Source organism: Dactylosporangium darangshiense (assembly GCF_039537565.1).
GTDB classification, from domain to species: Bacteria; Actinomycetota; Actinomycetes; order Mycobacteriales; family Micromonosporaceae; genus Dactylosporangium; species Dactylosporangium darangshiense.
In genome coordinates this window covers 15,595-39,013 of record NZ_BAABAT010000010.1, presented here as the reverse complement: position 1 = coordinate 39,013, position 23,419 = coordinate 15,595, and the positions used below count along the sequence as shown (strand labels likewise).

General features: G+C 73.2%; 27 protein-coding genes. 9 read left to right on the top strand and 18 right to left on the bottom strand.

All coding sequences use genetic code 11. The features are described 5' to 3' along the window. Positions 1-18: 18 nt before the first annotated feature. The 3 genes from ABD901_RS20110 to ABD901_RS20100 all read right to left on the bottom strand — a co-directional run bounded on the left by ABD901_RS20110 (position 19) and on the right by ABD901_RS20100 (position 3,426). Positions 19-2,232 carry a helix-turn-helix domain-containing protein gene (locus ABD901_RS20110; RefSeq protein WP_345128630.1) on the bottom strand — a complete coding sequence of 738 codons (2,214 nt, stop codon included), beginning with the start codon at positions 2,230-2,232 and terminating at the stop codon, positions 19-21. Positions 2,233-2,320: 88 nt separating this feature from the next. Continuing rightward, positions 2,321-2,749, bottom strand: coding sequence for a VOC family protein (locus ABD901_RS20105; RefSeq protein WP_345128629.1), 429 nt, complete (start codon positions 2,747-2,749; stop codon positions 2,321-2,323). Further along, complete coding sequence (locus ABD901_RS20100) at positions 2,746-3,426, bottom strand: class I SAM-dependent methyltransferase (RefSeq protein ID WP_345128628.1); 681 nt, start codon at positions 3,424-3,426, stop codon at positions 2,746-2,748. The genes ABD901_RS20105 and ABD901_RS20100 overlap by 4 nt, the downstream gene beginning before the upstream one ends. 68 nt (positions 3,427-3,494) lie before the next feature. Here ABD901_RS20100 and ABD901_RS20095 point away from each other — a divergent pair, with 68 nt between their 5' ends. Continuing rightward, entirely contained in the window at positions 3,495-4,127 is a 633-nt protein-coding gene (locus ABD901_RS20095; RefSeq protein ID WP_345128627.1) for a DUF899 domain-containing protein, read from the top strand. Here the strand turns inward: ABD901_RS20095 and ABD901_RS20090 are convergent. The 5 genes from ABD901_RS20090 to ABD901_RS20070 all read right to left on the bottom strand — a co-directional run bounded on the left by ABD901_RS20090 (position 4,118) and on the right by ABD901_RS20070 (position 8,195). Continuing rightward, the gene (locus ABD901_RS20090; RefSeq protein ID WP_345128626.1) at positions 4,118-4,897 is read right to left on the bottom strand and encodes a tRNA(His) guanylyltransferase Thg1 family protein; all 780 of its coding nucleotides are present in this window, start codon (positions 4,895-4,897) and stop codon (positions 4,118-4,120) included. The two genes, ABD901_RS20095 and ABD901_RS20090, sit on opposite strands and share 10 nt — an antisense overlap. A 254-nt stretch (positions 4,898-5,151) precedes the next feature. Beyond that, positions 5,152-5,664, bottom strand: coding sequence for a GNAT family N-acetyltransferase (locus ABD901_RS20085; protein ID WP_345128625.1), 513 nt, complete (start codon positions 5,662-5,664; stop codon positions 5,152-5,154). Next, positions 5,661-6,521, bottom strand: coding sequence for a DUF350 domain-containing protein (locus tag ABD901_RS20080; protein WP_345128624.1), 861 nt, complete (start codon positions 6,519-6,521; stop codon positions 5,661-5,663). Before ABD901_RS20080 ends, ABD901_RS20085 begins: the two co-directional genes overlap by 4 nt. An 11-nt stretch (positions 6,522-6,532) precedes the next feature. Beyond that, positions 6,533-7,834: a glutathionylspermidine synthase family protein gene (locus tag ABD901_RS20075; RefSeq protein ID WP_345128623.1), complete on the bottom strand. Its 1,302-nt coding sequence runs from the start codon at positions 7,832-7,834 to the stop codon at positions 6,533-6,535. Position 7,835: 1 nt separating this feature from the next. Beyond that, the gene (locus ABD901_RS20070; protein WP_345128622.1) at positions 7,836-8,195 is read right to left on the bottom strand and encodes a hypothetical protein; all 360 of its coding nucleotides are present in this window, start codon (positions 8,193-8,195) and stop codon (positions 7,836-7,838) included. Between the two features lie 168 nt (positions 8,196-8,363). Here ABD901_RS20070 and ABD901_RS20065 point away from each other — a divergent pair, with 168 nt between their 5' ends. Further along, positions 8,364-8,939 (top strand): TetR/AcrR family transcriptional regulator, encoded by a 576-nt coding sequence (locus tag ABD901_RS20065; RefSeq protein WP_345128621.1) that lies wholly within the window; start codon positions 8,364-8,366, stop codon positions 8,937-8,939. Here the strand turns inward: ABD901_RS20065 and ABD901_RS20060 are convergent. Genes ABD901_RS20060 through ABD901_RS20050 form a run of 3 tightly spaced genes read right to left on the bottom strand, consistent with a single transcriptional unit; the run spans position 8,932 to position 10,303 of the window. Continuing rightward, entirely contained in the window at positions 8,932-9,282 is a 351-nt protein-coding gene (locus ABD901_RS20060) for a hypothetical protein (RefSeq protein ID WP_345128620.1), read from the bottom strand. The genes ABD901_RS20065 and ABD901_RS20060 overlap by 8 nt on opposite strands. Then, on the bottom strand, positions 9,279-9,701 hold the full coding sequence (locus ABD901_RS20055) for a MarR family winged helix-turn-helix transcriptional regulator (protein WP_345128619.1): 423 nt from the start codon (positions 9,699-9,701) through the stop codon (positions 9,279-9,281). The genes ABD901_RS20060 and ABD901_RS20055 overlap by 4 nt, the downstream gene beginning before the upstream one ends. Further along, the gene (locus ABD901_RS20050) at positions 9,698-10,303 is read right to left on the bottom strand and encodes a GNAT family N-acetyltransferase (protein WP_345128618.1); all 606 of its coding nucleotides are present in this window, start codon (positions 10,301-10,303) and stop codon (positions 9,698-9,700) included. Before ABD901_RS20050 ends, ABD901_RS20055 begins: the two co-directional genes overlap by 4 nt. 44 nt (positions 10,304-10,347) lie before the next feature. On the opposite strand from ABD901_RS20050, the gene ABD901_RS20045 reads away from it, so the two are divergent. After that, a complete protein-coding gene (locus ABD901_RS20045) occupies positions 10,348-11,253 on the top strand; it encodes an MBL fold metallo-hydrolase (RefSeq protein ID WP_345128617.1) in 906 nt (301 codons plus the stop codon). Here the strand turns inward: ABD901_RS20045 and ABD901_RS20040 are convergent. Next, positions 11,250-11,831, bottom strand: a complete 582-nt coding sequence (locus ABD901_RS20040) for a TetR/AcrR family transcriptional regulator (RefSeq protein ID WP_345128616.1) — start codon at positions 11,829-11,831, stop codon at positions 11,250-11,252. The genes ABD901_RS20045 and ABD901_RS20040 overlap by 4 nt on opposite strands. Before the next feature lie 57 nt (positions 11,832-11,888). Here ABD901_RS20040 and ABD901_RS20035 point away from each other — a divergent pair, with 57 nt between their 5' ends. Further along, positions 11,889-13,124: a beta-ketoacyl-[acyl-carrier-protein] synthase family protein gene (locus ABD901_RS20035; RefSeq protein ID WP_345128615.1), complete on the top strand. Its 1,236-nt coding sequence runs from the start codon at positions 11,889-11,891 to the stop codon at positions 13,122-13,124. A gap of 12 nt (positions 13,125-13,136) precedes the next feature. Here ABD901_RS20035 and ABD901_RS20030 read toward each other — a convergent pair whose 3' ends face one another. After that, positions 13,137-14,711 (bottom strand): ADP-ribosyltransferase domain-containing protein, encoded by a 1,575-nt coding sequence (locus ABD901_RS20030; protein WP_345128614.1) that lies wholly within the window; start codon positions 14,709-14,711, stop codon positions 13,137-13,139. A gap of 74 nt (positions 14,712-14,785) precedes the next feature. Between ABD901_RS20030 and ABD901_RS20025 the strand changes: the two genes are divergently transcribed. Next, positions 14,786-15,463, top strand: a complete 678-nt coding sequence (locus ABD901_RS20025; protein WP_345128613.1) for a macro domain-containing protein — start codon at positions 14,786-14,788, stop codon at positions 15,461-15,463. Positions 15,464-15,520: 57 nt separating this feature from the next. On the opposite strand, the gene ABD901_RS20020 is transcribed toward ABD901_RS20025, so the two are convergent. Genes ABD901_RS20020 through ABD901_RS20010 form a run of 3 tightly spaced genes read right to left on the bottom strand, consistent with a single transcriptional unit; the run spans position 15,521 to position 17,904 of the window. Further along, on the bottom strand, positions 15,521-16,294 hold the full coding sequence (locus ABD901_RS20020; protein ID WP_345128612.1) for an ABC transporter permease: 774 nt from the start codon (positions 16,292-16,294) through the stop codon (positions 15,521-15,523). Then, positions 16,291-17,229, bottom strand: coding sequence for an ATP-binding cassette domain-containing protein (locus tag ABD901_RS20015; RefSeq protein ID WP_345128611.1), 939 nt, complete (start codon positions 17,227-17,229; stop codon positions 16,291-16,293). The genes ABD901_RS20020 and ABD901_RS20015 overlap by 4 nt, the downstream gene beginning before the upstream one ends. A gap of 9 nt (positions 17,230-17,238) precedes the next feature. Further along, the gene (locus ABD901_RS20010; protein WP_345128610.1) at positions 17,239-17,904 is read right to left on the bottom strand and encodes a DUF4097 family beta strand repeat-containing protein; all 666 of its coding nucleotides are present in this window, start codon (positions 17,902-17,904) and stop codon (positions 17,239-17,241) included. Positions 17,905-18,131: 227 nt separating this feature from the next. Between ABD901_RS20010 and ABD901_RS20005 the strand changes: the two genes are divergently transcribed. From ABD901_RS20005 to ABD901_RS19995, 3 genes are all read left to right on the top strand, one after another. Then, positions 18,132-18,872 (top strand): helix-turn-helix domain-containing protein, encoded by a 741-nt coding sequence (locus tag ABD901_RS20005; RefSeq protein ID WP_345128609.1) that lies wholly within the window; start codon positions 18,132-18,134, stop codon positions 18,870-18,872. Positions 18,873-18,975: 103 nt separating this feature from the next. Beyond that, positions 18,976-19,422, top strand: a complete 447-nt coding sequence (locus ABD901_RS20000) for a hypothetical protein (RefSeq protein WP_345128608.1) — start codon at positions 18,976-18,978, stop codon at positions 19,420-19,422. Then, positions 19,419-19,736, top strand: coding sequence for a winged helix-turn-helix domain-containing protein (locus tag ABD901_RS19995; protein ID WP_345128607.1), 318 nt, complete (start codon positions 19,419-19,421; stop codon positions 19,734-19,736). Before ABD901_RS20000 ends, ABD901_RS19995 begins: the two co-directional genes overlap by 4 nt. 15 nt (positions 19,737-19,751) lie before the next feature. On the opposite strand, the gene ABD901_RS19990 is transcribed toward ABD901_RS19995, so the two are convergent. Then, on the bottom strand, positions 19,752-20,138 hold the full coding sequence (locus ABD901_RS19990; RefSeq protein ID WP_345128606.1) for a VOC family protein: 387 nt from the start codon (positions 20,136-20,138) through the stop codon (positions 19,752-19,754). 211 nt (positions 20,139-20,349) lie between these two features. On the opposite strand from ABD901_RS19990, the gene ABD901_RS19985 reads away from it, so the two are divergent. Then, positions 20,350-22,185: an ABC transporter ATP-binding protein gene (locus tag ABD901_RS19985; protein ID WP_345128605.1), complete on the top strand. Its 1,836-nt coding sequence runs from the start codon at positions 20,350-20,352 to the stop codon at positions 22,183-22,185. Here ABD901_RS19985 and ABD901_RS19980 read toward each other — a convergent pair. Next, complete coding sequence (locus tag ABD901_RS19980; RefSeq protein WP_345128604.1) at positions 22,173-23,402, bottom strand: alpha/beta fold hydrolase; 1,230 nt, start codon at positions 23,400-23,402, stop codon at positions 22,173-22,175. The genes ABD901_RS19985 and ABD901_RS19980 overlap by 13 nt on opposite strands. Between the last annotated feature and the right edge of the window lie 17 nt (positions 23,403-23,419).

The following is a 23,419-nucleotide window of genomic DNA, read 5'->3' as shown; positions in this document are numbered from 1 at the left end:
CAGAACCGCATGAAAATTTCACCCAGCCCCCTGAGCATGCAACTCTTCGCTGCGCGCCCGCTCCGCCGCCGCCTCCTCGGCCCGGCCCAGCTCGGCCAGCGCGCGGGCCAGCAGCGCCCGGGTGCCGGCCTCGACGGCGCGCTGCCCGGACGCCCGGAAGTAGGGCGCCGCGGCGGCCAGCGACGCCGCCGCCTCCGGCCACCGGCCGAGCTCGGCCTCGATCTCGCCGCAGCGGCGCCGGGTGTGCGCGAGGATCGGCCCGGCCAGCGTGCGCGACACCGCCGGCGCGTCGACGATGCCGCGCAGCACGGCGAGGGCCTCCTCGGCCCGGCCGAGCCGGCGCAGGCCGTAGGCGATGACGGAGAGCCCGGAGACGTACCCGTCCCAGTACTCCACCGTGCCGAAGCGCTCCGCCGCGGCCCGCCCGGCCTCGAGCATCAGCGCGCCGTCGCCGGTGGTGATGGCCGCGTAGCCGATGTAGGTCCAGGCCCAGCCCTGCTCGCGCACGTCGCCGATCTCCTCGGCCATCCGCAGCGCCCGCCGCCCGAGCTCGATCGCCTCGGCCGGGCGCCGCCCGATCGTGTTGACCGCCCAGGCGTGGTAGTTGAGGTGCGTGAGCGCGAGGCCGGGGTCGCCGAGCTCGCGGGCGGCGGCGGCCGAGCGCTCGTACACCTCGAGCCAGTGCGGCCACCACAGCAGCTGGTCGGAGAACCAGTGCATGGCCTCGGCGACGTCGACGACCCGCCGGTGGCGGCCCTGCCGGGCCGCGGACCGCAGCGCGCCGAACCAGTTGGGCAGCTCGGCCTGCAGCCACCGCCGCGCGTCCTCGGCGGTGTCCAGCGCGACCATCGGCACCGGCTCGGCGGGCGCGCGCCCCCAGTCGGGCTCGAACCACCGCCCGGCGGCGATCGCGGCGTCCAGCAGCCACTCGTGCATGCGCTCGCGGGCCGCCTCGACGGGCCCGTCCGGCTCCTCCCGCTGCAACCGGTCGCCCGCGAAGAACCGGATCAGGTCGTGGAATCGGTACCGCACGCCGGCCGCCGGCTGCAGCAGCCCGAGCTCCACCAGCTCGTCCAGCGCGTCCTCGACGGCCTCCTCGGCGCCGCCCGCGGCGTCCGCCGGGAAGGCCGCCACCAGCCGGGCCAGCTCGGTGCCGAAGTCGGGCCCGGGCACCAGCGCGAGGCGGCGCAGCAGCCGCCGGGCCGGTGCGGACAGCTGCCGGTACGACACCAGCAGCGGCCCGGCGACCTGCAGGCTCCCGGCGGTGAGCCGGTTCAGCCGCTCCGGCCCGCCGAGCCGCTCGACCAGCTCGGCCACCCGCCAGCCGGGCCGGCTCGCGAGGCGGTTGCCGGCGATGCGCAGCGCGAGCGGCAGCCCGCCGCACAGCGCCACGAGCTCGTCGAGCGCCGCCTGCTCGGACGCGGCCCGCGCACCGCCGAGCAGCCGCGCCAGCAGCAACCCCGCCTCGGCCGCCGGCAGCACGCCCAGGGCGATGCGGTGCACGCCCTCGAGCCCGCTCAGCGCCCGCCGGCTGGTCACGAGGGCCATCGACGCCCCGTCGCCGGGCAGCAGCGGCCGCACCTGCGCCTCGCCGGCGGCGTTGTCGAGCACCACGAGCACCCGGCGCCGTCGCAGCAGCGCCCGGTAGTGCCCGCCGGCCTCGGCCGGGTCGGCCGGCACGTCGGCGGGGGGCACCCCGAGCGCCCGCAGCAGCGCGCCGAGCACCTCGGCCGCGGCCGGCGGCGCGTCGTCGACGCCGCGGAGATCGACGAAGTACCGCCCGTCCGGGAACCGCTCGGCCAGCGCGTCCGCGGCCCGCACGGCCAGGGCGGTCTTGCCGAGCCCGGGCGCGCCGCAGACCAGGACGACGCCGCCGTGCGGTGCGCCGGCGAGGCCGGCGATCCGGGCCAGCTCGGCGATCCGGGCCAGCTCGGCCTCGCGCCCGGTGAAGTCCTCCAGGGCGCCCGGCAACGGCAGCGGTTCGTGCTCACCGTGGTCCGCGGCGGCGAGCAGCTCGGCGTGCGCGGGCGCGGGCAGGCCGAGCGCGCCGGACAGCGCCTCGAGGGTGCGCCGGTGCGGGCGGCGGCTGTGACCGAGCTCCAGGCGGCTGATGGCGCGCGACGTCACGCCCGCGGCGTCGGCGAGCTCCTGCAGCGTCAGGCCCGCGGACCGCCGGTGCCCGCGCAGCAGCGCGCCGAGGCGACGCTCCGGCGGCGTCGGCGGCGTTGGCACCGGGGCAGCTTACCGACGGCCACCGCGCGGCCGGCCGGAAGCCGCCGGGCCGATGGCAGTACGTCCTGGAGGCGCACCCCTGCGCCGCTCAGGCGCCGACCGTCTGGCCGCCCCAGTCCTCGGGCGCGACGTCGGCGAGCGTCTGCGAGAACGTCCAGCGGTGCCCGGCGAGGTCCTCGGCGTGGTACTGCCGCTCGCCGTACTCGAAGTCGGTCGGCTCCATGAGGATCCGCGCACCGTGCGCCCGGGCCCGTTCGCAGTGCGCCCGGGCGTCCTCGACGCGCACGAGCACCGAGTGGGTGACCGGCCCGCCGGCCGGCGCGCCGCGCTCGCTGCCGGTGTCCGCGACGATGACCGCCCCGTCGCCGAGGCGCAGCTGCGCGCGGTGGTCCTCGCCGATGCGCACCCGCTCGGCGCACCCGAAGGCGGCCTCCAGCCACGCGACGGCGGCGCGGACGTCGGGGTAGGTCAGCACCGGCACGACCGCGGCCGCCGGGATGCTCCGGTTGGTCCTCACGCCGCCGATTCAACCACCCGGCGGCGCAGCGTGGCCGTCCAACGGCGCACCGGGGGCTCTTCGTGGTCGTGGACGGCCTCCAGGTGTACCACCTGGAAATCCCCGGTGGCGAAGGCCTCCATCTCGGCGCGGGTGAGCGGCCAGGGCATGGCGCCCGGCTCGTCGGCGTCCTCGCGGGCGCGCGCCAGCACCAGCAGTTCCCCGCCGGGCGCGACGAGCGCGCCGCAGTTGGCGATCGCGGCCGCGCGGGCGGCGCCCTGCAGCACCTGCACCGTGTAGCTCTCGAAGACCAGGTCGAACGCGCCGAGCCACCCCGCGGGCGGGTCGAGCAGGTCCGCGGCCACGTACTCGACCGCCGAGCCCGGGAAGCGCCGCCGTGCCCCCGCGACCGCGGTCGGCGCGACGTCGAAGGCGACCGTGCGGTAGCCGAGGCCGGCGAGGAACTCCGCGTCGTCGCCGAGCCCGCACCCGACGACCAGCGCCGCGCCCCCGTGCGCCCGCCCCGCCGCGGCGGCCCACCGCACCAGCAGCGGGTTCGGCTCCAGGTCGGCCCAGGGCACGACGGCGTCGCCGGCCTCGGCGGCGGCGTACAGCGTCTCGAACCACGCGGTCGGCTCCCCCGCCGCGATCGACTCGGCGGCCAGCCGCCGCGCGAAGGCCCGCTTCTCGTCTGCCATGCCCCGTATCCTCGCCCGTGCGGCCCAACCGGCCTGCGGCGGGGCGTGGCCGGGAGCAGAATCGCATCATGGACGACAAGCCACGAATTGTCTCGGCGCAGGAGTACGCGCAGGAGCGCGACGAGCTGCTGAAGGCCGAGAAGGAGGCGACCCGCCAGCTCGACGCGATCGCCGCCCGGCGCCGCCGGCTGCCGATGGTGCGATACCGCAACGACTACGTGTTCGACGCACCGGGCGGCCCGCGCACGCTGCTGGAGCTGTTCGAGGGCCGCGACCAGCTCGTGGTGTACCAGTTCATGGACAACGGCCCGGACGCCTACTGCCCGGGCTGCACCTGGTTCACCGACAACGTGCCGGTTACGGGCCTGCCGGCGCTGGCCACGCGCGGGATCTCCTGGGTCACCGTGTCGAACATGCCGCTGGCGCAGATCGAGGCGTACAAGGCCCAGCGGGGCTGGACGCTGCCGTTCGTCTCGTCGCACGGCACCGCGTTCGCCGAGGACTGCGGCGCCGGGGGCGGCTTCATGCTCAGCGTCTTCCTCCGCGACGGCGACGAGGTCTACCGCACCTACAACACCACCCAGCGCGGCGTCGACCGGCTGGTCTTCGTCAACAGCATCTTCGACCTGACGCCGTACGGGCGCCAGGAGGACTGGGAGGACTCGCCCGCGGGCTGGCCCCAGCGGCCGACCTACGGCTGAGCCGCGGCCTGTTCCTGGGCGAGTGGGGGATAGCCGGGGATGAGCATGGTGAGACCGGCCGCGGTGAAGTGCGGCGCCGGGCCGGTCTCCCAGCGCCCGCGCGCGATCACCGCGGTGTGCTCCTCGCCGGTGCGCTGGTGGGTGTACCGCACCTCGCGCTCGACCTGCGTGCGCGCCGTCAGGCGGCCGCGGCGGCACTGCGGCGGGTAGTCGTTCCAGTTGATGCCGGCCTCGGCGAACAGCAGCTCCTGCAGCGCGCCGGAGTGCAGGCCCTGCAGGCGCCGGTGCGGGAACACCGACTGCGCGGCCATCGCGATGCTGTTGCGCACCGCGTCGCGCTGGCGCCACAGCAGGTAGGCGGCGACGTCGGCCGGGTCGGCGATGGTGAACGCGCGGGCGTCGAACAGCGCGGTGGCGCCCGGCCGGCGGGCGTTGAGCGTGGCGGTGGCGAGCGATGCGGCGACGGAGCACCACTTCTGCACCACGCCGCCGAACCACGGCTCGGTGCCGGGCGCGGCGAAGTCGGTGACGAGGACGCTGACCTCGTCGGACTGCGTGTAGGCGAGCACGGCGCCGCTGATCTCGGTGCACAGCGCCTCGGCCACGCCGTCCATGGCCGCCATGAAGCCGGCGTCGAACGGGCGCTCGGCGCCGCGCAGGTAGGAGTGGAACGCCCGGCCGTCCACGCGCACCACGGTGTAGGTCCGCCGCGGCAGCACGGCGCGGGTCGCCCGCTCGTACGCCTTCATCCGGTCCCCGAGGCCATCCATGCCCGTCAGGATGCCCGACGCCGCCCACTGGGCGCCGCCGAGTTTTTCAGAGGATGAACCGCTCGTCGGTGTGGGGGCCGGCGGATGCGGGGCGGGCCTCGGTCGGCAGCCAGAAGAGTTCTTCCGGCGCGTCCTCTGGCTCGACCGTCACGGGCTGATCGTTGACGTCACTGCTGAGCACCGCGCTTTCCATACGCGATCAAGTACCCCGTCCGAGTGGCGGCAAACCGGACAGGATGTGATGAATCACGCAATCAGAGCGACGCCGCGAAGATCAGGACCTCCTGCGTGCCCGATCCGTAACCGTGCGTGCGTTTCTCCAGCGTCAGGCCCGCCTTCTGGGCCACTCGCTGTGAGGGCACGTTGTCCGGGTGGATGATCGCGATGACGCGCCCGGCGCCGAAGCGGTCGCGCGCCAGGTCGCGGCACGCGATCGCCGCCTCGGTGGCCAGGCCGGTGCGCTGGCGGGCCGGGTGCACGTGGTAGCCGAGCTCGATCTCGTCGACGCCGTCGACGCGCTGGATCGTCAGGCCGCAGTCGCCGGCGAACGCGCCGTCCTCGCGCCCGAGCATGGTCCAGAAGCCGAAGCCGTTCGCGCGGTACCGCCGCCGGTTGAGGGCGATCCACTCGAGCGTCTCGGCCCTGGTCTTCGGGCGCGGGTAGTACCGCATGACGTCCGGGTCGCCGAGCAGCGCGGCGAGATCGTCGAGGTCGCCCTCGACCATCTCGCGCAGCACCAGGCGCTGCGTGCGCAGGACCTCGGTCACTCGACGTAGAGGTTGACCACCGCGCTGATCGGCAGGGCCACCATGACGAGCAGGAAGGCGAGCAGCGCCGCGGCGCCCCGCTGCTGCTGGGCGTGGATCGTCTTCAGCGTGCACTCGCCGGTGAGGACGAACCAGTCGATGAGGTACCGCGCCACGTAGAGCCCCACGTAGGCCACGCCGAGCGCCATGCCGAAGCCGGCCAGGCTCTCCGGCCAGGTGGTGAAGTCGCCGGCCATGGCGCCGTAGAGGATGAGCCCGACGGCGGTGAGCACCGCGGCGGACTCGAGGCCCTGGGTGTCGCCGCCGGCCACGACCGCGGCGCGCAGGTTGCCGTGCGCGACGAGGCTGTGCAGGTAGAAGGCGATGACCAGCCCGGCGATGCCGGCGACGGTGAACACGCCGATCGAGGTCAGCGAGGTGCGCAGGTTCGGCGCGTGCCCGACGAACGTGGCCCGCACGACCAGCGCCAGGCCGAGGTAGAAGCCGAGGCGGACGAGGCCGACGGACCGCGACACGGTGTTGAGGGCGGCGAGCTGGGTCGCGCGGGTGCGCAGGATCATCCAGTCGGTGATCCAGAAGCCGACGATCGCCAGCAGCGTGGCCCAGACGATGCCGCCGCCGACCCAGGCCAGGGAGCTCCAGTTCTCGAGGTCCTGGCCGATGAGGCTCGACACGCCGATGACCTGCACGGCGACGAAGCCGACCCGCTGGACCAGGTAGCCCCAGTTGGCGCGTTCCCACAGCTCGTCGTGGTCGTCGAACGACGTGACGGCGTTGAGCAGCCACCATCCGCCGCCCACGGCAACGATCACGATGAGCACCTGGAGCACCGCGATCAGGGCGGCGGTACCGTTCATGCCGTCACATCCTATTGAGAGAAGTCAATTACATGGGGGACGAAGTGGCTCAGGTTGTCGGTGATGAGCCCGGCGCTCTCCCGGATGCCCAGGCCCGCCGGCTCGCCGTCGATCATCCATACGCCGAGGACCGGGTGCCACTCGCCGCCGCGGGGGTCGGGGTAGGCCGGCAGCGGCGCGAAGGCCTGGCACACGAACGGGCCGCCGTAGTCGCCCGGCGCGCTGGTCACGGTGACGCCGTCGACGACGATCGATACGTTGGCGCCCTCGCGGCCCAATAGGGGCTTACGCACGTAGGACGTCATCCACTCGGGGCGCTCGGACTCGAAGTACGCCGGCAGGAGCAGCTCGCGCCGGTCGGGGTCGTCGCCGTACAGGTGCCACAGGATCGGCAGCAGGCCCTTGTTGCTCCAGAGCATCTTGTAGGGCGGCTCGATCCACACGGTGCTGTCGCGGCGCGGGTCGGCCATGTCGCGGAAGCACTGCTTGGAGAACTGCTCCTGGAGCATCCACTCCCAGGGGTACAGCTTGAAGATGACGTCGATGTGCTGCCCGTCGGGGTCGAAGAAGCGGTCGCCCGCCGCCACGTCGCCGGCCCCGATCTCGTCCATGTAGAGGAACTTCGTGCGGTACCCCATGGGCTCCAGCGCCTGCCGCGCCGTCTCCATCAGGTACTCGGTGTTGAACAGGTCCTCGCCGCTGTCCTCCGCGCGGTCGCACGCGAAGTGGATGGTGAGGGGGCTCAACAGGTGGGTGCGCGCCTGGCGCAGCCGGGTGATGTTGCGCTTCCACGCCTCGACGAGCATCTCGTGGATGGCGTTCCACTGGTCCTTGCCCTGGCCGGTCTGCTGGTGCCAGTACCACTGCGAGACCGCCGACTCGGGCAGCGCCGTGGGGGTGTCGGCGTTGAACTCCAGCAGCTGCGGCCGGCCCGCGTACTCCCCGGAGTAGCGCAGGTCGAAACGGCCGTAGACGCTCGGCGAGTAGTCGCCCTTGCTGCGCCCGCCGGGCTCGGTCTCGTCGTCCCACCACGTGCGCTTGATCTGGTCCCAGGCGAACTCGGGGATGCCCAGCAGCTGGAACATGTTGTGGTCGATGACGAAGTCGCCGGCCGCGACGCACATCTCGAACAGCGTCGCCGCGCTCGCGCTAAGGGCGTCGATCTCGCCCGACGTGAAGTCGTAGAACGGCCCCTCGCGCCAGTACGACATGGTGCCGCCGTCCGGCGTCGGGGTGTCGTTGTAGGCGATGCCCTGCGTCGCGAGCTGCTGGCGCCAGTCCGGGCGGACGGCGCCGTCGGCGATGCGTCGCACGTCAGCCGCCCGAGCTGCTGCCGTGGCTGCTGCTGCCGAAGCCGCCGGAGCTGACGTGGCCGTTGCTCACATGGCCGGTGGACGGCAGGCCCGCGTTGGAGCGGCCGATCGAGTCGGTCGAGGCGACCCGGCTGCCGCCGCTGAGCCGGTAGCCCGGCGCGCGGCCGCGGCCGTAGCTGCCGGTGTAGTAGTAGTGGCCCGGCGAGCCGTCGTCGCAGCGGCTGTCCGGCACGACCACGCCGTTGGCATCGGCGCAGTAGGTCTGCTTCTCACGCGCGCACGCGGACAGGCCGCCGGTCATCGCCAGCGCCGCCAGCGCGAGGTAGCTTCGGCCCAGCGGCACCGAAGTGGATCGCCTCATCGTCTGCTCCCTCAGGTGTGCCTATGGACGGTAGATGACCTTCGCAACCGAGGCGACCGGACGGGCCAGTCTGCGACACTGTCGGGTATCCCGCAAGGGGCTCCGCCGCACAGCGCCGCACCGCGAGCCCACCGTAGGCTCTTTCCTAAGGGCATTAGGCTGTAGCGCATGGTACGAGCCGGCCTGTCGCGCGCGCAGGTGTGCACCGCCGCGCTCGAGCTGGCCGACGAGGTGGGCATCGACCACGTGACGATGACCGCCCTCGCTCGGCGGCTCGGCGTGGCGGTGCCCAGCCTCTACGAGCACGTCCGCGGCGTGCCCGACCTGCTCGACGCGGTCGCCGCCCAGGCGACGGGGCAGCTCGCCGACCGCCTCGGCGAGGCGCTGCAGGGCCGCGCGGGCCGCGACGCGCTGATCGCCTACGCCACCGCCCTGCGCTCCTGGGTCCTGTCGCACCCCGGCCGCTACGCCGCCACGGTCCGCCCCCTGACCGACCCGGAGGGTTCGGCGGCACAGGCCCGCATCGTGGCCGGCTGCGCGGCCCTGCTGCGCGGCTACGGCCTGGAGGAGACCCGCGCGGTCGACGCGGTGCGCTTCGTGTACAGCACGATGCACGGCTTCATCCACCTGGAGACCGACGGCGGCTTCAGCCACGCCCGCAACCTCGACACCAGCTGGTCCCTCGTCCTGGACGCCATCGACCGCGCCCTGTCGACCTGGCCGGGCCGGGCGCGGGTCACTTGACCTGGCACACGAGGCACAGGGCCGACGCGCCGCCGGCGGTGACGCGGACGGTCTCGTCGATGCACAGGGCGTCGCCGCTGTGCGCCCGGGCGTGGTAGGCGCCGGCGGGCAGCTCGGCGCGCAACGACTCGCCCTCGCCCAGGTTCCGGGCGGCGAAGACCCGGCCGTCGCGCGACAGCGTCACCGTGCCGGGCATGCCGGGGAGCAGGCCCGGCGCCGGGCCGCCGGAGAACGCGATCTGCGCGGTGACGGTGCCGGTCGGGGCGCCGGCCCAGGCGGGGTCCGCGGCGGCGAGGACCGCGAGCGACAGGGCCGCCACGGCGACCGCGGCCGGACGGCTCACCGGGGCGCCTCGGGCAGCATGCGGGACAGCGCGGCCCGCATCGACTCGACGGCCTCGGCGCCGATGACGGCCGCCCACTCGCGCTCCAGCTCCAGGTCGATCTCCTCCAGGACGGCCAGCAGCTCGCGGCCCCGGGGCGTCAGCTCGACGTTGCGGACGCGGCCGTCCTGCGGGATCGAGGTGCGCTGGATGAAGCCGCGCCGCTCGAGCTGGTCCAGGGCCTTCGACGCCGACTGCTTCGTCATGCCCAGCGCCTGGGCGATCTCGCCGCCCGTGGTCGGGCCGCCGCGCGCGGCCAGCAGGACGTAGCCGGCCGGCGGCGGCACGTCCCGCCAGCCCTTCGCCTCGAGGCGTTCGGACAGCTGGTCGCCGAGGCGGCGCCCGGCCATGACCAGCAGGCGGGCCAGCGGCGGCGTCACGAGCGGCCCCCGGGCGCGAAGTCGACCCGCATCACGGCGCGGCGGGCCGTCGGGCGGCTCACCTCGGCGAAGCCGGCGTCGGCGAAGGCGGTGGGCGTGCCGACGTACAGCTCGCCGATCCAGGCGAACTCCTGGCCCGGCTCCTTGACGATGGGGTACCCCTCCAGCGCCGTCGCGCCGCGCCGCCGCGCGAAGTCGACCGCGGCGGCGGCCAGCGCCCGGCTGACGCCCCGGCGGCGGAAGCCCGTGCGCGTGACGAAACAGGTGACGGCCCACACGCCGGGATCGGCGCGGTCCTCGTCCCGGCCGGCCCACGGCACGCGGGCCGTGCGCAGGCGCGGGTAGGCGGTGCGGGGCTCGACGGCGCACCAGCCGGCCGGCTCGCCGTCGAGATAGGCGACCAGGCCGCTGGTCGAGGGCGCGCGGGTCTGCTCGCGCAGCCGCTCAGCGCGCTCCGAGACCGGCGTGGCGTCCCACTCGGCGCTCGGGATCTTGAAGTACTGGCACCGGCACCGGAACGGCTCGCCGCGCTCGCCGAAGATCGCGCAGAGGTCGTCCCAGCTCGCCTCGTTTGCGGGGACCACAGAGATCACAATCTCCATCCTTCCTGATCTCATCGGACCTGACCGCACTTACATTGGACGCCATGCTCGAGACCGTAGTTCCCGGCGTGCACGCGTGGGTCCAGCCCGACGGCACCTGGTGGGTCAACAACGCCGGTGCGGTCGCCGGGGGCGGCGAGGTGTTCCTCGTCGACACGTGCGCGACCGAGGCGCGCACCCGCCGGTTCCTCGCCGCGGTGGCCGAGACGGCGCCGGGCGCGCCGATCCGGATGGCGGTCAACACGCATCAGCACGGAGACCACACGTACGGTAACAGCCTCCTGCCCGAGTCCACCGTCCTCATCGGGCAGGAGCACATGCGGGAGGCGCTGCGCACCGACCCGATCATCGACGGGTGCCCGCCGTTCTGGCAGCCGGTGCCGGACTGGGGCGACGTCACCCGGCGCGTGCCGGACATCTCAGTGCGCGACCGGCTCACGGTGTACGCGGGCGGCACGGCGATCGAGCTGCTGCACCCGGGCGGGCCCGCGCACACGACCGGCGACCTCGTCGCCTGGCTGCCGGGCGAGCGGGTGCTGTTCGCCGGCGACCTGGTCTTCAGCGGGCTCACCCCGCTGGTGTTCATGGGCTCGGTGCCGGGCGCAATGCGGGCGCTGGACTGGATGGCCGGCCTCGGGCCGCAGCACGTGGTGCCGGGGCACGGGCCGCTGCTGCGCGGCGACGAGATCGCGCCCGCTTTTGAGATGCTGCGGCGGTACTACGAGTTCGTCCTCGAAACCGCGGCCGCCGGTCGGGCGGCGGGCCGCACCCCGCTCGAGGCCGCCCGGGCCTGCGACCTCGGCGAGTTCGCGGCGTGGGCCGACGCGGAGCGGATCGTGCTGAACCTGCACCGGGCCTACGCCGACGCGGACGGCGCCGAGATCGACCTGATCGCCGCGCTCTGCGACGCCGTCGCGTGGCGCGGCGGCCCCATGCCGACCTCGGTCTAGCGCTCCCGCACCGTCATCACGCCGGCGAGGTCCACGTCGGCGGAGCGGCCGCCGTAGCCGGACTCCGAGATCAGGCGCGCGCCGAGCACGGCGCTCCAGAACGTGCGCACCTCCACCGCGGCGGGGCGGTCGACGGCCCAGCCGCGCCGGGCCAGCAGCTCGACGAGATAGTGCTCGGCGCGGCGGAACAACACGGCCAGGTACGTCTGCGCGACCGGCTGGAGCTCGGGACGTACCCGCGAAATCGACATGGCCTGGACCGCGGCCGGGACGGACGGCAGCGCCAGTGCGGTGCGGGCCAGTGCCGAGCGGAACGCGCCCGGGCCGCGCTGGCGCAGGCCGATCGGCTCGAGCCGCACCGCGTCGCGCAGCAGCGTCGAGAGTGAGGCGTGCACGAAGAGGCCGTCCTTCGAGCCGAAGTAGTAGGTGATCTGGTGCGGGTAGACCCGCGCGGCCTTCGCGATCGCGGCCACGCTCACCGCCGCGTGCCCGTGCGCCGCGAACAGCTCGGCGGCGGTCTGCAGGATCCGCGCGCGGGTGCGGCGCCCGCGCGCCCGGGCCGGCTCGGCGATGGACATGCGATATTTGTATGCGATACAAGTATCGGAAAGCAATCGACCCTGGGGAGGGACACGGTGGGCACACCCGACGTGGTCATCACCGGCATGGGCGCGCTGACACCGCTGGGCGCCGACGTCGACGCGCTGTGGGAGGGCGCCCTGGCCGGACGCTCCGGCGTGCGGCGCATCGACGACCTGCTGGCGGGCTACCCCCGGCTGGAGGAGATGCCGGTGCGCATCGGCGCGCCGATGGCCGTGGCGCCCGACACGATGCTGGAGCGGGTGCAGGCGCGGCGCCTGGACCGCTGCGAGCAGGCCGCGCTCGTCGCCGCGCGGCAGGCGTGGGCCGACGCCGGCGCACCGGAGGTCGACCCGGACCGGCTGGCGGTGGTGATCGCCACCGGCATCGGCGGCGTCAACACGCTGCTCAACCAGGACGACGTGCTCGAGGAGCGCGGGCCGGGCCGGGTCTCGCCGCTCACCGTGCCGATGCTCATGCCCAACGGGCCCGCGGCGTGGGTGAGCATCGAGTTCGGCGCCCGCGCGGGCGTCTACACGCCGGTGTCGGCCTGCGCGTCCGGCGCCGAGGCGCTCGGGCTCGCCGCCCGCCTCATCCGGCTGGGCGAGGCCGACGTCGTCATCGCCGGCGGCACCGAGGCCGCGATCGCGCCGCTGACCCTCGCCGGGTTCGCGCAGGCGCGCACGCTGTCCAAGCACAACGACGACCCGGAGCGGGCGTCCCGGCCGTTCGACACCGGCCGCGACGGGTTCGTGCTCGGCGAGGGCGCGGGCGTGCTGGTCCTCGAGCGGGCCGAGCACGCGGCCGCGCGCGGCGCGCGGGCGCACGCCCGCCTGGCCGGCATCGGCATCACCTCGGACGCCTACCACATCACCGGCCCCGACCCGACCGGCGACGGCCAGGTGCGAGCGATCCAGAAGGCCGTCCGCGACGCGGGCCTCACCGCCGCCGACGTCGGGCACGTCAACTGCCACGCCACGTCCACGGTCGCCGGCGACGTCGGCGAGGCGCAGGCGATCCGCCGCGCGCTCGGCGACCACGTCGTGCTCACCGCGCCGAAGTCGGGGCTCGGGCACCTCGTCGGCGCGGCGGGCGCGGTCGAGAGCATCCTGACCCTGTTGTCGGTCACCGGCGGCGTCATCCCCCACACGCTGAACCTCGAGTCGAAGGAGCCCGACGTCGCGCTCGACGTCGTCGCGGGCGAGCCGCGCAAGGTCGAGCTCACCGCGGCCATCTGCAACTCGTTCGGCTTCGGCGGCCAGAACGCGTCGCTGCTGTTCACCCGCGCATGAAAGCGTCCGGGCTCAGGCGACCATTCGCTGCTCGCCGAGCTCGGTCAGCTTCACCGTGCACAGGCCGCCGCGCTCGGCCACGACCGAGGTCACCTTCAGCTGCGTGCCGGGCGCGAGGATGAACTCCTCCTCGCCGGTGAACGCGGAGAAGCGCCGGATGCCCACCGCCCGCACCGGCGTCACCTCGAACAGCGTGCGCTTGCCCCGGCCGCCCATGAACGCCCGCGCCACGCCGACCTTCGACGTGCACGACGACACGCCCCACCAGGTGACGGTCTGGCCCATCGGGTACTGCGAGCGCAGGTCCAGCGAGACGCCGCGCCACAGCGGCTCGGTGCGCGCCGGCAGCCGCGAGACGGCCGAGAACAGCAGCCGCAGGTACGGCAGGAAGGGCACGATCCGCGCCCGGTCCGGGTTGCGCAGGGTGGCGTTGATCTGGCGGTAGAAGGCGGACTCGCACGTGTACAGGTACAGCGCCGCGACCTCGTCGGCCGACAGGTCCGCGGTCGCGTCGCCGGCCTGCTTGCAGCCGAAGTCGTGCGACACCTCGATGTGCCGGTGCAGCCCCGACATGAGCTCGGCCGCCGGCGCCACCGCCTCGCGGAAGTCCATGAGCGGGGTGTCGAAGACGCCGGTGATGGCGGGCAGGGCGAGGCCCTCGTCCTTCACGCTCGCCAGGCGCTCGAGGTACAGCTTGTGCAGCTCCATCGTCGAGGCGATGAACGCGCCCATGCGCTCTGCGCCCTCGCGCGACGCGTCGGCGTTCCACCCCGTGCTGGGCAGCCAGTCGATCGGGTCCGCGCCGAGCGCCTGCAGCGCGTCGTTGACGGCGGCGAAGTGCTCGTTGTCGCAGAAGATGTCGCCCTGCGCGGCCGGGTTCGGGTGGTCGATGTGGCGGACCTCGACGCCCGGGTACTTCTTCTGCAGCCGCACCACGACGTTCTTGAGGTTGCGCGCGTGCGCGCCCCACCACGCGAAGACCACGCCCCGATCCGCCTCGTCGGCGTCCTGCTTGGCCCGCAGGATCTCCTCGACGAGCCGCTCCACCACCGGCCGCCAGAACGCGGTGTGCGCGTCGGTGCCCATCGCGCCGTCGGCGCTGGCCGTCAGCGAGGCGTTGAGCAGCAGCACGCCCTGGGTGAGCATCGAGGAGAACCACTCCGGCGGCTGCACGGTGTCGTGCTGCTTGAGCAGCGCCCGGATGTCCGCGATCGGCGTCTTCTTCGGGATGCCGTACTTCCACATCGCCGCCGCTTTGATGATGCAGCGGATGCTCACCACCTTGCCGAACTGGCTGTCCGCCCAGTCGTGGAAGGTGTTGTCGAACATGGCGATGCCGGTGGCGCTCTCCGGCCGCGGGTACGGGTTCTGCCCGAAGACCACGACCTTCCACTTGTGCGGCGGGTTGGGCTTGAGCGCCTGGAACGTCAGCTCCCGCACCGGAACCACCTGCGGGCTGCGCCCCGCGCCGATGAACGAGGCCGCGGACGGCTGTGCCTCGATGACGGGCCCGAGCAGCGGCAGCCACGGCTCCCCGCCGCCGGCGAACAGCTCGGCCAAACCCAGCGGGTCGTTGGTGTCACTCATCGTGTACTCCCCCGCGCACTCCACAATGGACGTCGCACCGTAGCACTGGCACCGTTCGGGTATGTTCCTGGGCCATGACCCTCAACGGTGAGCAGGCGCCACTGCGCGTGGTGCTGAGCGACGTCAATGCGAAGGTGGTCCAGGCGTGGATGTCGGCCTTCGCCGACACCCCCGAGGTCGAGATCGTGAAGGGCTCGATCCTCAACCAGCACGTCGACGCCTGGGTCAGCCCGACCAACTCGCACGGCGCGATGAACGGCGGCGTGGACGCGGTCGTCAAGCGCCACCTGGGCGCCGGCATCCAGCTGCGCGTCCAGAACGCGATCCGCGACACCTTCGGCGGCCTGCTCCCGATCGGCAGCGCCGTCTGCGTCCCGTCGGGCGCGGCGAACCCGAAGTTCCTCATCTCCACCCCGACGATGGAGCAGTCCGTGCAGAACGTGCGCGAGACGCTCAACGTGGCCCTGGCGTGCGCGGCCGCGTTCCAGGCCATCCACATGCAGAACGACCGCGCGCCGGGCAGCATCGCGTCGGTGGCGCTGGTCGGCATGGGCGCGGCGACGGGCAAGGTCCCGCCGCAGGTGTGCGCCAACCTGATGTGGGCCGGCTACACGCTGTTCCAGGACCACAGCTTCGACGACTACACCGAGCTGCGCGAGACGGTGGTGGCACAGCTCGGCGACATCGAGACCCGCCCGGAGACGCAGCGCGTCCGCATCACCCCGCCGGCGCCGCGCACGTCGCGCCGCTGACGGCGCAGGGCCGTCAGACCGGTCGGTCTGACGGCCCTGTACGGCCGGGTCACGTGCTCAGGCCTGGTTGAAGGTGCGCTTGGCCCAGAGGTAGGACACGACGCCGATGCCGGCGCACCAGGCGATGGCGATGACGGCACTGTTGCCGATCGGGGTGCCGAGCAGCAGGCCGCGCAGCGTCTCCATGATCGGCGTGAAGGGCTGGTACTCGGCGAACCAGCGCAGCACGGTGGGCATCGAGTCGGTCGGTACGAAGCCGCTGCCGAGGAAGGGCAGCAGGATCAGGGGCATCGGGGCGTTGCTCGCGGCCTCGGGCGTCGGCGACTTCATGCCGAGGGCGACCGACAGCCACGTGATGGCCACGACGAACAGGGTGAGCATCCCGACGGCGGCCAGCCACTCGACGGCGGTGGCGTTCGGGCGGAAGCCGATCGCCAGCGCGATGCCGATGAGCACGGCCATGCCGAGCAGCTGCTGGATGACGCTGCCCACGACGTGCCCGGTGAGGACCGAGGCCCGGGAGATCCGCATGGTGCGGAAGCGGGCGACGATGCCCTCGGTCATGTCGGTGGCGACCATGACGGCGGTGCCGGTCGCGGCCGTGGCGGCCGCCATGAGCAGGATGCCGGGGACGACGTAGTTGACGTAGACGTCGCGGCCGCCGCCGAGGCCCTGGCCCAGGGTGCCGCCGAGGACGTAGACGAACAGCAGCAGGATGATGACGGGCGTGATGACCAGCTGCACCGTCATGGACGGGTAGCGCAGCAGGCGCTTGAGCTGGCGGCGGACCATGGTGGAGGAGTCGCGGGCGGCAAGGGCGATGGTGCTCATCGGATGGCCTCCTTCTGCGGGCCGGTGAGGGTCAGGAAGACGTCGTCGAGGTCGGGCATGTGGACGCTCATCTCGTCGACCTCGATCGAGCGTTCGTCGAGGACCGCGAGCAGTTCGCGGATCGCGCGCACGCCGCCCTCGCTGGGCACCTGCAGGGTCAGCGCCTCGGGGTCGGCGATGCCACCGCCGAGGACGTTGCGAGCGGCGTCGAGCAGGTGCGTGTCGGCGAAGGTGAGCTCGATGTGGCCGCCGGGGATGCGCCGCTTGAGCTCCTCCGCGGTGCCCTCGGCGATCAGCCGCCCGTGGTCGAGGACGGCGATGCGGTCCGCGAGCTCGTCGGCCTCGTCGAGGTACTGCGTGGTGAGGAAGATGGTGACGCCGCCCGCGACGAGCTCGCGCACGATCTGCCACATCGAGCGCCGGCTGCGCGGGTCGAGGCCGGTGGTCGGCTCGTCCAGGAAGATCAGCCGCGGGTCGCCGACCAGGGTCATCGCCAGGTCGAGCCGGCGCTGCATGCCGCCGGAGTAGGTCGAGACCGGCTTGCGCGCCGCCTCGACCAGGTCGAAGCGCTCGATCAGCTCGGCGGCCTTGCGGCGGCCGTCCCGGCGGGACAGGTGCCACAGGTCGGCCATGAGGAGCAGGTTCTCCTCGCCGGTGAGCAGCTTGTCGACGGCCGAGTACTGCCCGGTGACGCCGATCGCGCCGCGCACGTCGTCCGGACGGCGGGCCAGGTCGTGCCCGGCGACCCGCACGTCGCCCCCGTCGGCCGGGACCAGCGTGGACAGGATCCGCACCGTGGTGGTCTTGCCGGCGCCGTTCGGGCCGAGCAGGGAGAAGATCGTCCCCTCCGGGACGGCCAGGTCGACGCCGTCGAGCACGACCTTGTCGCCGAACGACTTGCGCAGCCCGTTCGCCGCGATGGCCAGGTTGGTCATGACTGCTCCTCAGAGGCTGCGGGCGGTGATGTCGCCCTGAGTGGTGGTGGCGCGGATGTTCAGCTCGGCGGCGCCGTCGTTCTTCAGGGAGTTGCGGATGCGGCCGAGGGTGGTGCCGGCGTCGAGGGTGGCGGACACGCCGCGGGCGGCGCCGATCTCGATGTTGCCGGCCTGGGTGGTCAGCACGACGGTGCCGGCGGCGGCCTCGGTGATGCGGATGTCGCCCTGGGCGGTGCTGATCTCGGCGGGGCCGGTGAGGCGGCCGACGACGACGTCGCCGCCGTGTGCGGTCAGCTTCAGGCTCGCGGCCTCGTCGACCTTGATCGCGCCGTGTGCGCCGTCGAAGGCGACGTCGCCGAGGCGGCCGACGGCGCGGAACTCGGCGGCGGCGGCCTTGGCGGTGACCTTGGAGCCGGCCGGCAGCTGGACGGTGAGCTCGACCGAGCCGGAGGGGCCGAGGATCTGGTGCCGGGCCGGCGCCGCCTGGATGTGCAGGACGCCGTCGCGGAACTCGACGGTGGTCTGCTCGGCCGCCTTCACGTCGCGGCCCTTGCCGGCGTCGGCCGGGCGGACCTCGACGGTGGCGTTCGACCGCTCGGCGGCGATGACCTGCACCCGCCCGGCGGGGACGTCGATGACGGCGGCGATCGGGGCGGTGGTGTCGAAGGTGTTCATCGGGTTCTCCTCTGTGACCGCGTTGTTTCTGATGCTCGAAACGCTACGTTGCGTTCGCAATCGAGGCAACAGACTCGTTGCGCGTGAGCAGCATTTACGCAGGTAAAGAGCACAATTTCGTTGCAACGGCGATGAATCTAACGCAACGAAGACACCCGTTTCGTTGCACTGAGATGTGAGTGAACGCTATGCTCGAGGCGTCAGGGACAACGTGGAGGGAGATCGCGATGCCGGGAGGCCGCCTCAACCAGCAGGAACGCCAGCAGATCGCGCTGGGGCTGGGCGACGGGCTCGCCTACGCGGAGATCGCCAGGCGCCTCGACCGGCCCACCTCGACCATCACGCGCGAGGTCATGCGCAACGGCGGCCCCACCGCCTACCGCGCCGACCTGGCCCACCGCGCCACCGAGCACCGCGCGCACCGGCGCCGGCAGGCCACGCCACGCGGACCTCAGGCGCCGGCGGCGGCGCACGGGCGCGACCCCGGGGCCGTGCACGAGTACGAGGAGGTGTTCACCACCCTCCTCATGCAGCAGGGCCTGCCCAAGATGATGTCCCGGGTGCTGACCTGCCTCTTCACCACCGACGCGGGCAGCCTTACCGCGTCCGAGCTTGTCCAGCGCCTCCAGGTCAGCCCCGCGTCGGTCTCCAAGGCGGTCGCCTTCCTCGAGACGCAGGGCCTCATCCTGCGGGAGCGCGACGAACGCCGCCGCGAGCGCTACTACGTCGACAACAACGTCTGGTACCAGTCGATGGTCGCCGCCGCCAGGAACAACACCCAGCTGGCCGAGATCGCGCGGCAGGGGGTCGGCGTCCTCGGGTCCGGCACCCCCGCCGCCGATCGCCTCGAAGGCATCGCGCGCTTCCTCGACTTCGTCGGCGAGAGCATCTACCGCGCCGCCGAACAGGCCCGCGAGATCCTGTACACGAGCCCTTCAGTGGGGCCCGATCAGGGCCGGGCCTCGTAGACGACGTCGAACGGGTTCTCGGCCACGCGCCGCAAGCCGCTGAACCTAGCGCCCGTCACGTGCGCTACTTGCCATTTCGGCAAGTAGATGCCAACCTGGAAACGTGGGCGATGACATGTCCCCCGAGCAGGCGAGAGCCGCCCTCGACCGGGCGAGCCGCCTGTCCGAGCGCATCGGCGAGGCCGGCGCGCGGTGGATTCGCGTGGGCAAGTGGGTCATGGCCGCGATCTTCGCCTCGGCCACGCTCACCTGGGGTTTCGTGGAGCCGCTCGCCCTGCGCACGGTCCTGACCCTGTCCGTCGTGGCCGCCGCGGTCGCCTGGGCGTTCGTGTGGGCCCGCGCCGACCGCGCGGTCGGCCGCGCACGCCCGCGACGCCGCCTGTGGGAGTTCGACCTCACCGCGCTGGTGTTCCTCGTCGTGGTCCTGGCCGGCGACGCGGTGGAGGTCGACGGCCACGCCCTGACCGGCGCGGCGTGGTACTGGATACCCGCCGCCCTGGCCGTCGCCGCCCCGCTGAGCGTGTCGGCCTTCCGGACGCGCCGCCCGTGACCGGCACGCACCCCCGCCACGAGCTCGACGACCTGCTGACCAACCCGGTCCGGCTGTCCATCGCCGCCGCGCTGGCCGCCGTGGAGCGCGCCGAGTTCGCCCTGGTCCGCGACACCGTCGAGATCACCGACCCGATGCTGTCCAAGCAGGTCGCGCTGTTCGAGCAGGCCGGCTACGTCGCCGTGGACAAGGGCCGCGTGGGCCGCCGCCCGCGCACGTGGCTCGGCCTCACCGCCGCCGGCCGCGAGGCATACGAGCGCCACATCCAGGCCCTGCAGGCCATCGCCGGCCTCGCCCCCCGCCCCAGACGCTGATCTCGCCGGGCGGAGCTACGGCGCGATGCTGCGCAGCACGCAGAACTCGTTGTCCTCCGGGTCGGCCATGACCACCCAGCTCTGCTCGCCCTGGCCGATGTCGATCCGCCGCGCGCCGAGCCCGATCAGGCGCTCGACCTCGTCGTCCTGGCTCGCGTCGAACGGCATGACCTCCATGTGGACCCGGTTCTTCACGACCTTGTCCTCCGGGACCCTGATGAACATGACGGTGGAGGGCATCGGCTCGCGGCGCACCGCCTCCACGGTCGGCTCCCACGAGGCGATCTCGACGTGCTCGCCCTTGTCCTCGATGACCCGATAACCCAGCACCGCCGCCCAGAACGCGGCCAGCCGATGCGGATCGTGGCAGTCGAACGTCACCTGCAGCAGCCTGCTCGTCATCCACCCTCGCCACTCGCCGGAACGGCCCTGACGTCGCTCACCCTAGGTCAATGCGGCCCTCGGCACTGCCCCGTCGCAAATGGATGGCGGGGCCGCGCGATCGCGCATAGCCTCGCAAAAGCGGACCCCACACGAAGCAGGAGATCGATCATGAGGACTTCCGGCGGTTGCACCGGTTCCTTGTCCATCTCCGCCGCCGGAAAGGCTCTTCGTGCTAGGTCGGTTCGAGAATCCCGTCAATCCCTTCGATAGCAACGACCGGCGTCACCCGGCGCAGGACGTCCGGCGGTTCCTCCTCGAGGAGCTGCGGCCGCTGCGTCCCGTCGTGACCGCGGCCGTTGCGACCACGATCCTGTGCGCCTCCATCGAGGTCTGGCTCATCTGGTACGCCGGGAGCCTCGTCGACACGCTCGCCGCCAGCAGCCCGCAGGCGCTGTGGGCCGGCCACGGCGCCGAACTGCTCGCCGTCGCCGTGTTCGTGCTGCTGGGGCGGCCGCTGATCAACCTGGGCAGCGAGGCACTGGACGACATCGCGTTCCGTGTCAACGCGCGGCCGCTCGTGCGCTGGCGGATGCACCGGCACGTGTCCCGGCAGTCCGTCGGGTGGTTCCGCGACGACCTCGCCGGACGCATCGCGACGTGGGTCCGCGACGGCGGGGACGCGGCGAGCACCGCCGCCTACTCGGTCATCCACACGCTCGTGTTCGTGGTCGCGTACATCGCCGGCTCGGTCTGGCTGATGACCGCGATCGACCCGCGCCTGCTGCTCCCGCTCGGCGCCTGGATCGTGGGGTACGCGCTGCTCATGCGCTGGGCGGTGCCGCGGTACAGGCGGGCCTCGGAACGCCTGCAGGACGCCGAGTCGGAGCTGACCGGCCTGCTCGTCGACTCCTACGCCAACGTCGACACCCTCGCGCTGCTCGGCGGCCAGGACGAGCTCACCGAGCACGACCGGCGCGTGTTCGCGGCGGCCCGGCGCGCGCACCTGGGCGTCCAGCGGGTCGAGGTGACGATCAACAGCTCCATGCTGGCGCTCGGCAGCGCCCTGCTCGTCGGGCTCGTCGGCTACGGCATCGTCCTCTGGCGCGCCGATGCCGCGCCCCTGGGGCTGGTCGCCGCCGCCCTGGCGCTCAGCTTCCGGATCACCTCGATGGCGGAGTGGCTGCTGGACGCCGTGTCGGCGCTGTTCGGCTCCCTCGGCGTGCTGCAGCGGTCCCTGCGAACCGTCGCGCAGCCGCTCGCCGTGGCGGACAGGCCCGGCGCGACCCGGCTGCGAGTGCACGGCGGCGCGATCCGCTTCTCGCAGGTCAGTCACCACTACGGCCGCGGCGCCAGCGGGCTGGACCGGCTGAGCCTCGACGTGGCCGCCGGCGAGCGCATCGGGCTCGTGGGCCGCTCCGGCGCGGGCAAGTCCACGCTCGTGGGCCTGCTGCTGCGCTTCCACGACGCCGAGGCCGGCACGATCGCGATCGACGGCACCGACATTACGGACGTGACGCAGGAGAGCCTGCGCGACCAGGTCGCGATGGTCGCCCAGGAGGCGACCCTGCTGCACCGTTCGGTCCGCGAGAACATCGCCGGGCCGAGCGCAGCCGACGACGCCCGGGTCGAGGCGGCGCTGCGCCGGGCGTCCGCCGGCGGTTTCGTCGCCGCGCTGCGCGACGCCGAGGGCCGGACCGGCCTGGACGCACACGTCGGCGAGCGCGGCGTGCGCCTGTCCGGCGGCCAGCGGCAGCGGATAGCCCTGGCCCGGGCGTTCTACCGGGACGCGCCGATCCTGATCCTGGACGAGGCGACGTCCGCGCTCGACTCGGCGGCGGAGGCCGCCATCCACGAGACGCTCGCCGAGGTCATGGCCGGCCGGACGGTGATCGCGATCGCGCACCGCCTGTCCACGATCGCCCACCTGGATCGGATCGTGGTCCTGGACGCCGGCCGGATCGCCGAGCAGGGCACCCACGCCGAGCTGCTGCACCACGGCGGCCTGTACGCGGACCTGTGGTCACGCCAGTCCGGCGGCTTCCTCGGCACCGCTCATGTGTCATAGAACCCGTCGAACGGCGCGGCGAACCCCAGGCCCTGCGGGTACAGCTCGGCGTGGGGGCCGCCGGACTCAGGGTCGGTGTCGTCGACCAGCCCGAACCGGACCCCGTCCTGCATCACCAGGAACGGGCGGATCGCGATGTCGCCGAACTGCGCGCCCGGCAGCGTCGCGAGCATCTGCGCCAGCAGCGCGTCGGCGTCGTCGAGCGCGACGCGGCCGCGGATGGTGGAGCCGGCGTGCCGGCCGTCGTCCTCGAACAGGTGCAGCATCACGGTGATCTCGCCCAGGGCGTCGATGTGCGTCCCGTGGATGCTGCCGAAGAACTGGCCCTCGGCGTATCGCCCGATCGTGCTCGTGCGGAAGTCCGGCTCATGCACGATCGGGATGACCTCCGGCAGGACGACGAACTCCCGCACGACGCGCTCGAACTCCTGCGGCGCCGAGAGCATCGGGAAGTGGTCGGCCTCGGGGATGACCGTGAGACTCGCGGACCGGGCCTGTTCTGCCAGCCGCCGCGCCCACAGCCGCGTGCCGGCGAAGTCGTGCCCGCCCACGACCACCTGGATCCGGACGGCGATCTCGCCGAAGCGGTCCTTGACCGGCGGGTCGAGCTCGGCGCCGAGGTAGTCCTCGAGCTCGACCCAGTAGGAGTTCGCCATCTGCAGCCCGATCATGCGGCGCCGCTGGTCCTCGCCGAGCGCGGCGCCCCACGCGCCGATGTCCGCCGCGGCGCGGGCGTGCATGCCCTCCTCGGCGCGGATGCGCTCCAGGCGGGCGAAGTGCTCGTGCATCTCCCGCCGGGCCGCGGACTCCTCCGGGGTCGGATCGGGGAACTCGCCGAACGCGCCGCCAACCGCGACGACCCGGGCGACCCGGTCCGGGTACCGGTGCGCGAACGCGAGCGCCCGCCGCGCCCCGTCGGAGACGCCGACGAGCAGCGCGCGGCGCACGCCCGCGGCGTCCATCACGGCGGCGATGTCCTCGATCTCGCTGTAGGGCCGCAGGCCGGCGGAGGACAGGCCGGTGTCGCGGTAGTCGAAGGTCGTGACCCGCGCGACCTCCCCCAGCCAGCCGACGGTCGTGTCCCACATCCGCAGGTCCGCTGCGCCGGCGTTGAGCAGCACCACGTCCGGGCCCTGCCCGAGCGTGCGGCAGTACAGGAAGCCGTCCGGCACGTCCACGAACTTCTCGACCACACCGGTCGGGTTCAGGTTCGACACGCCAGCATGCTCTGCGC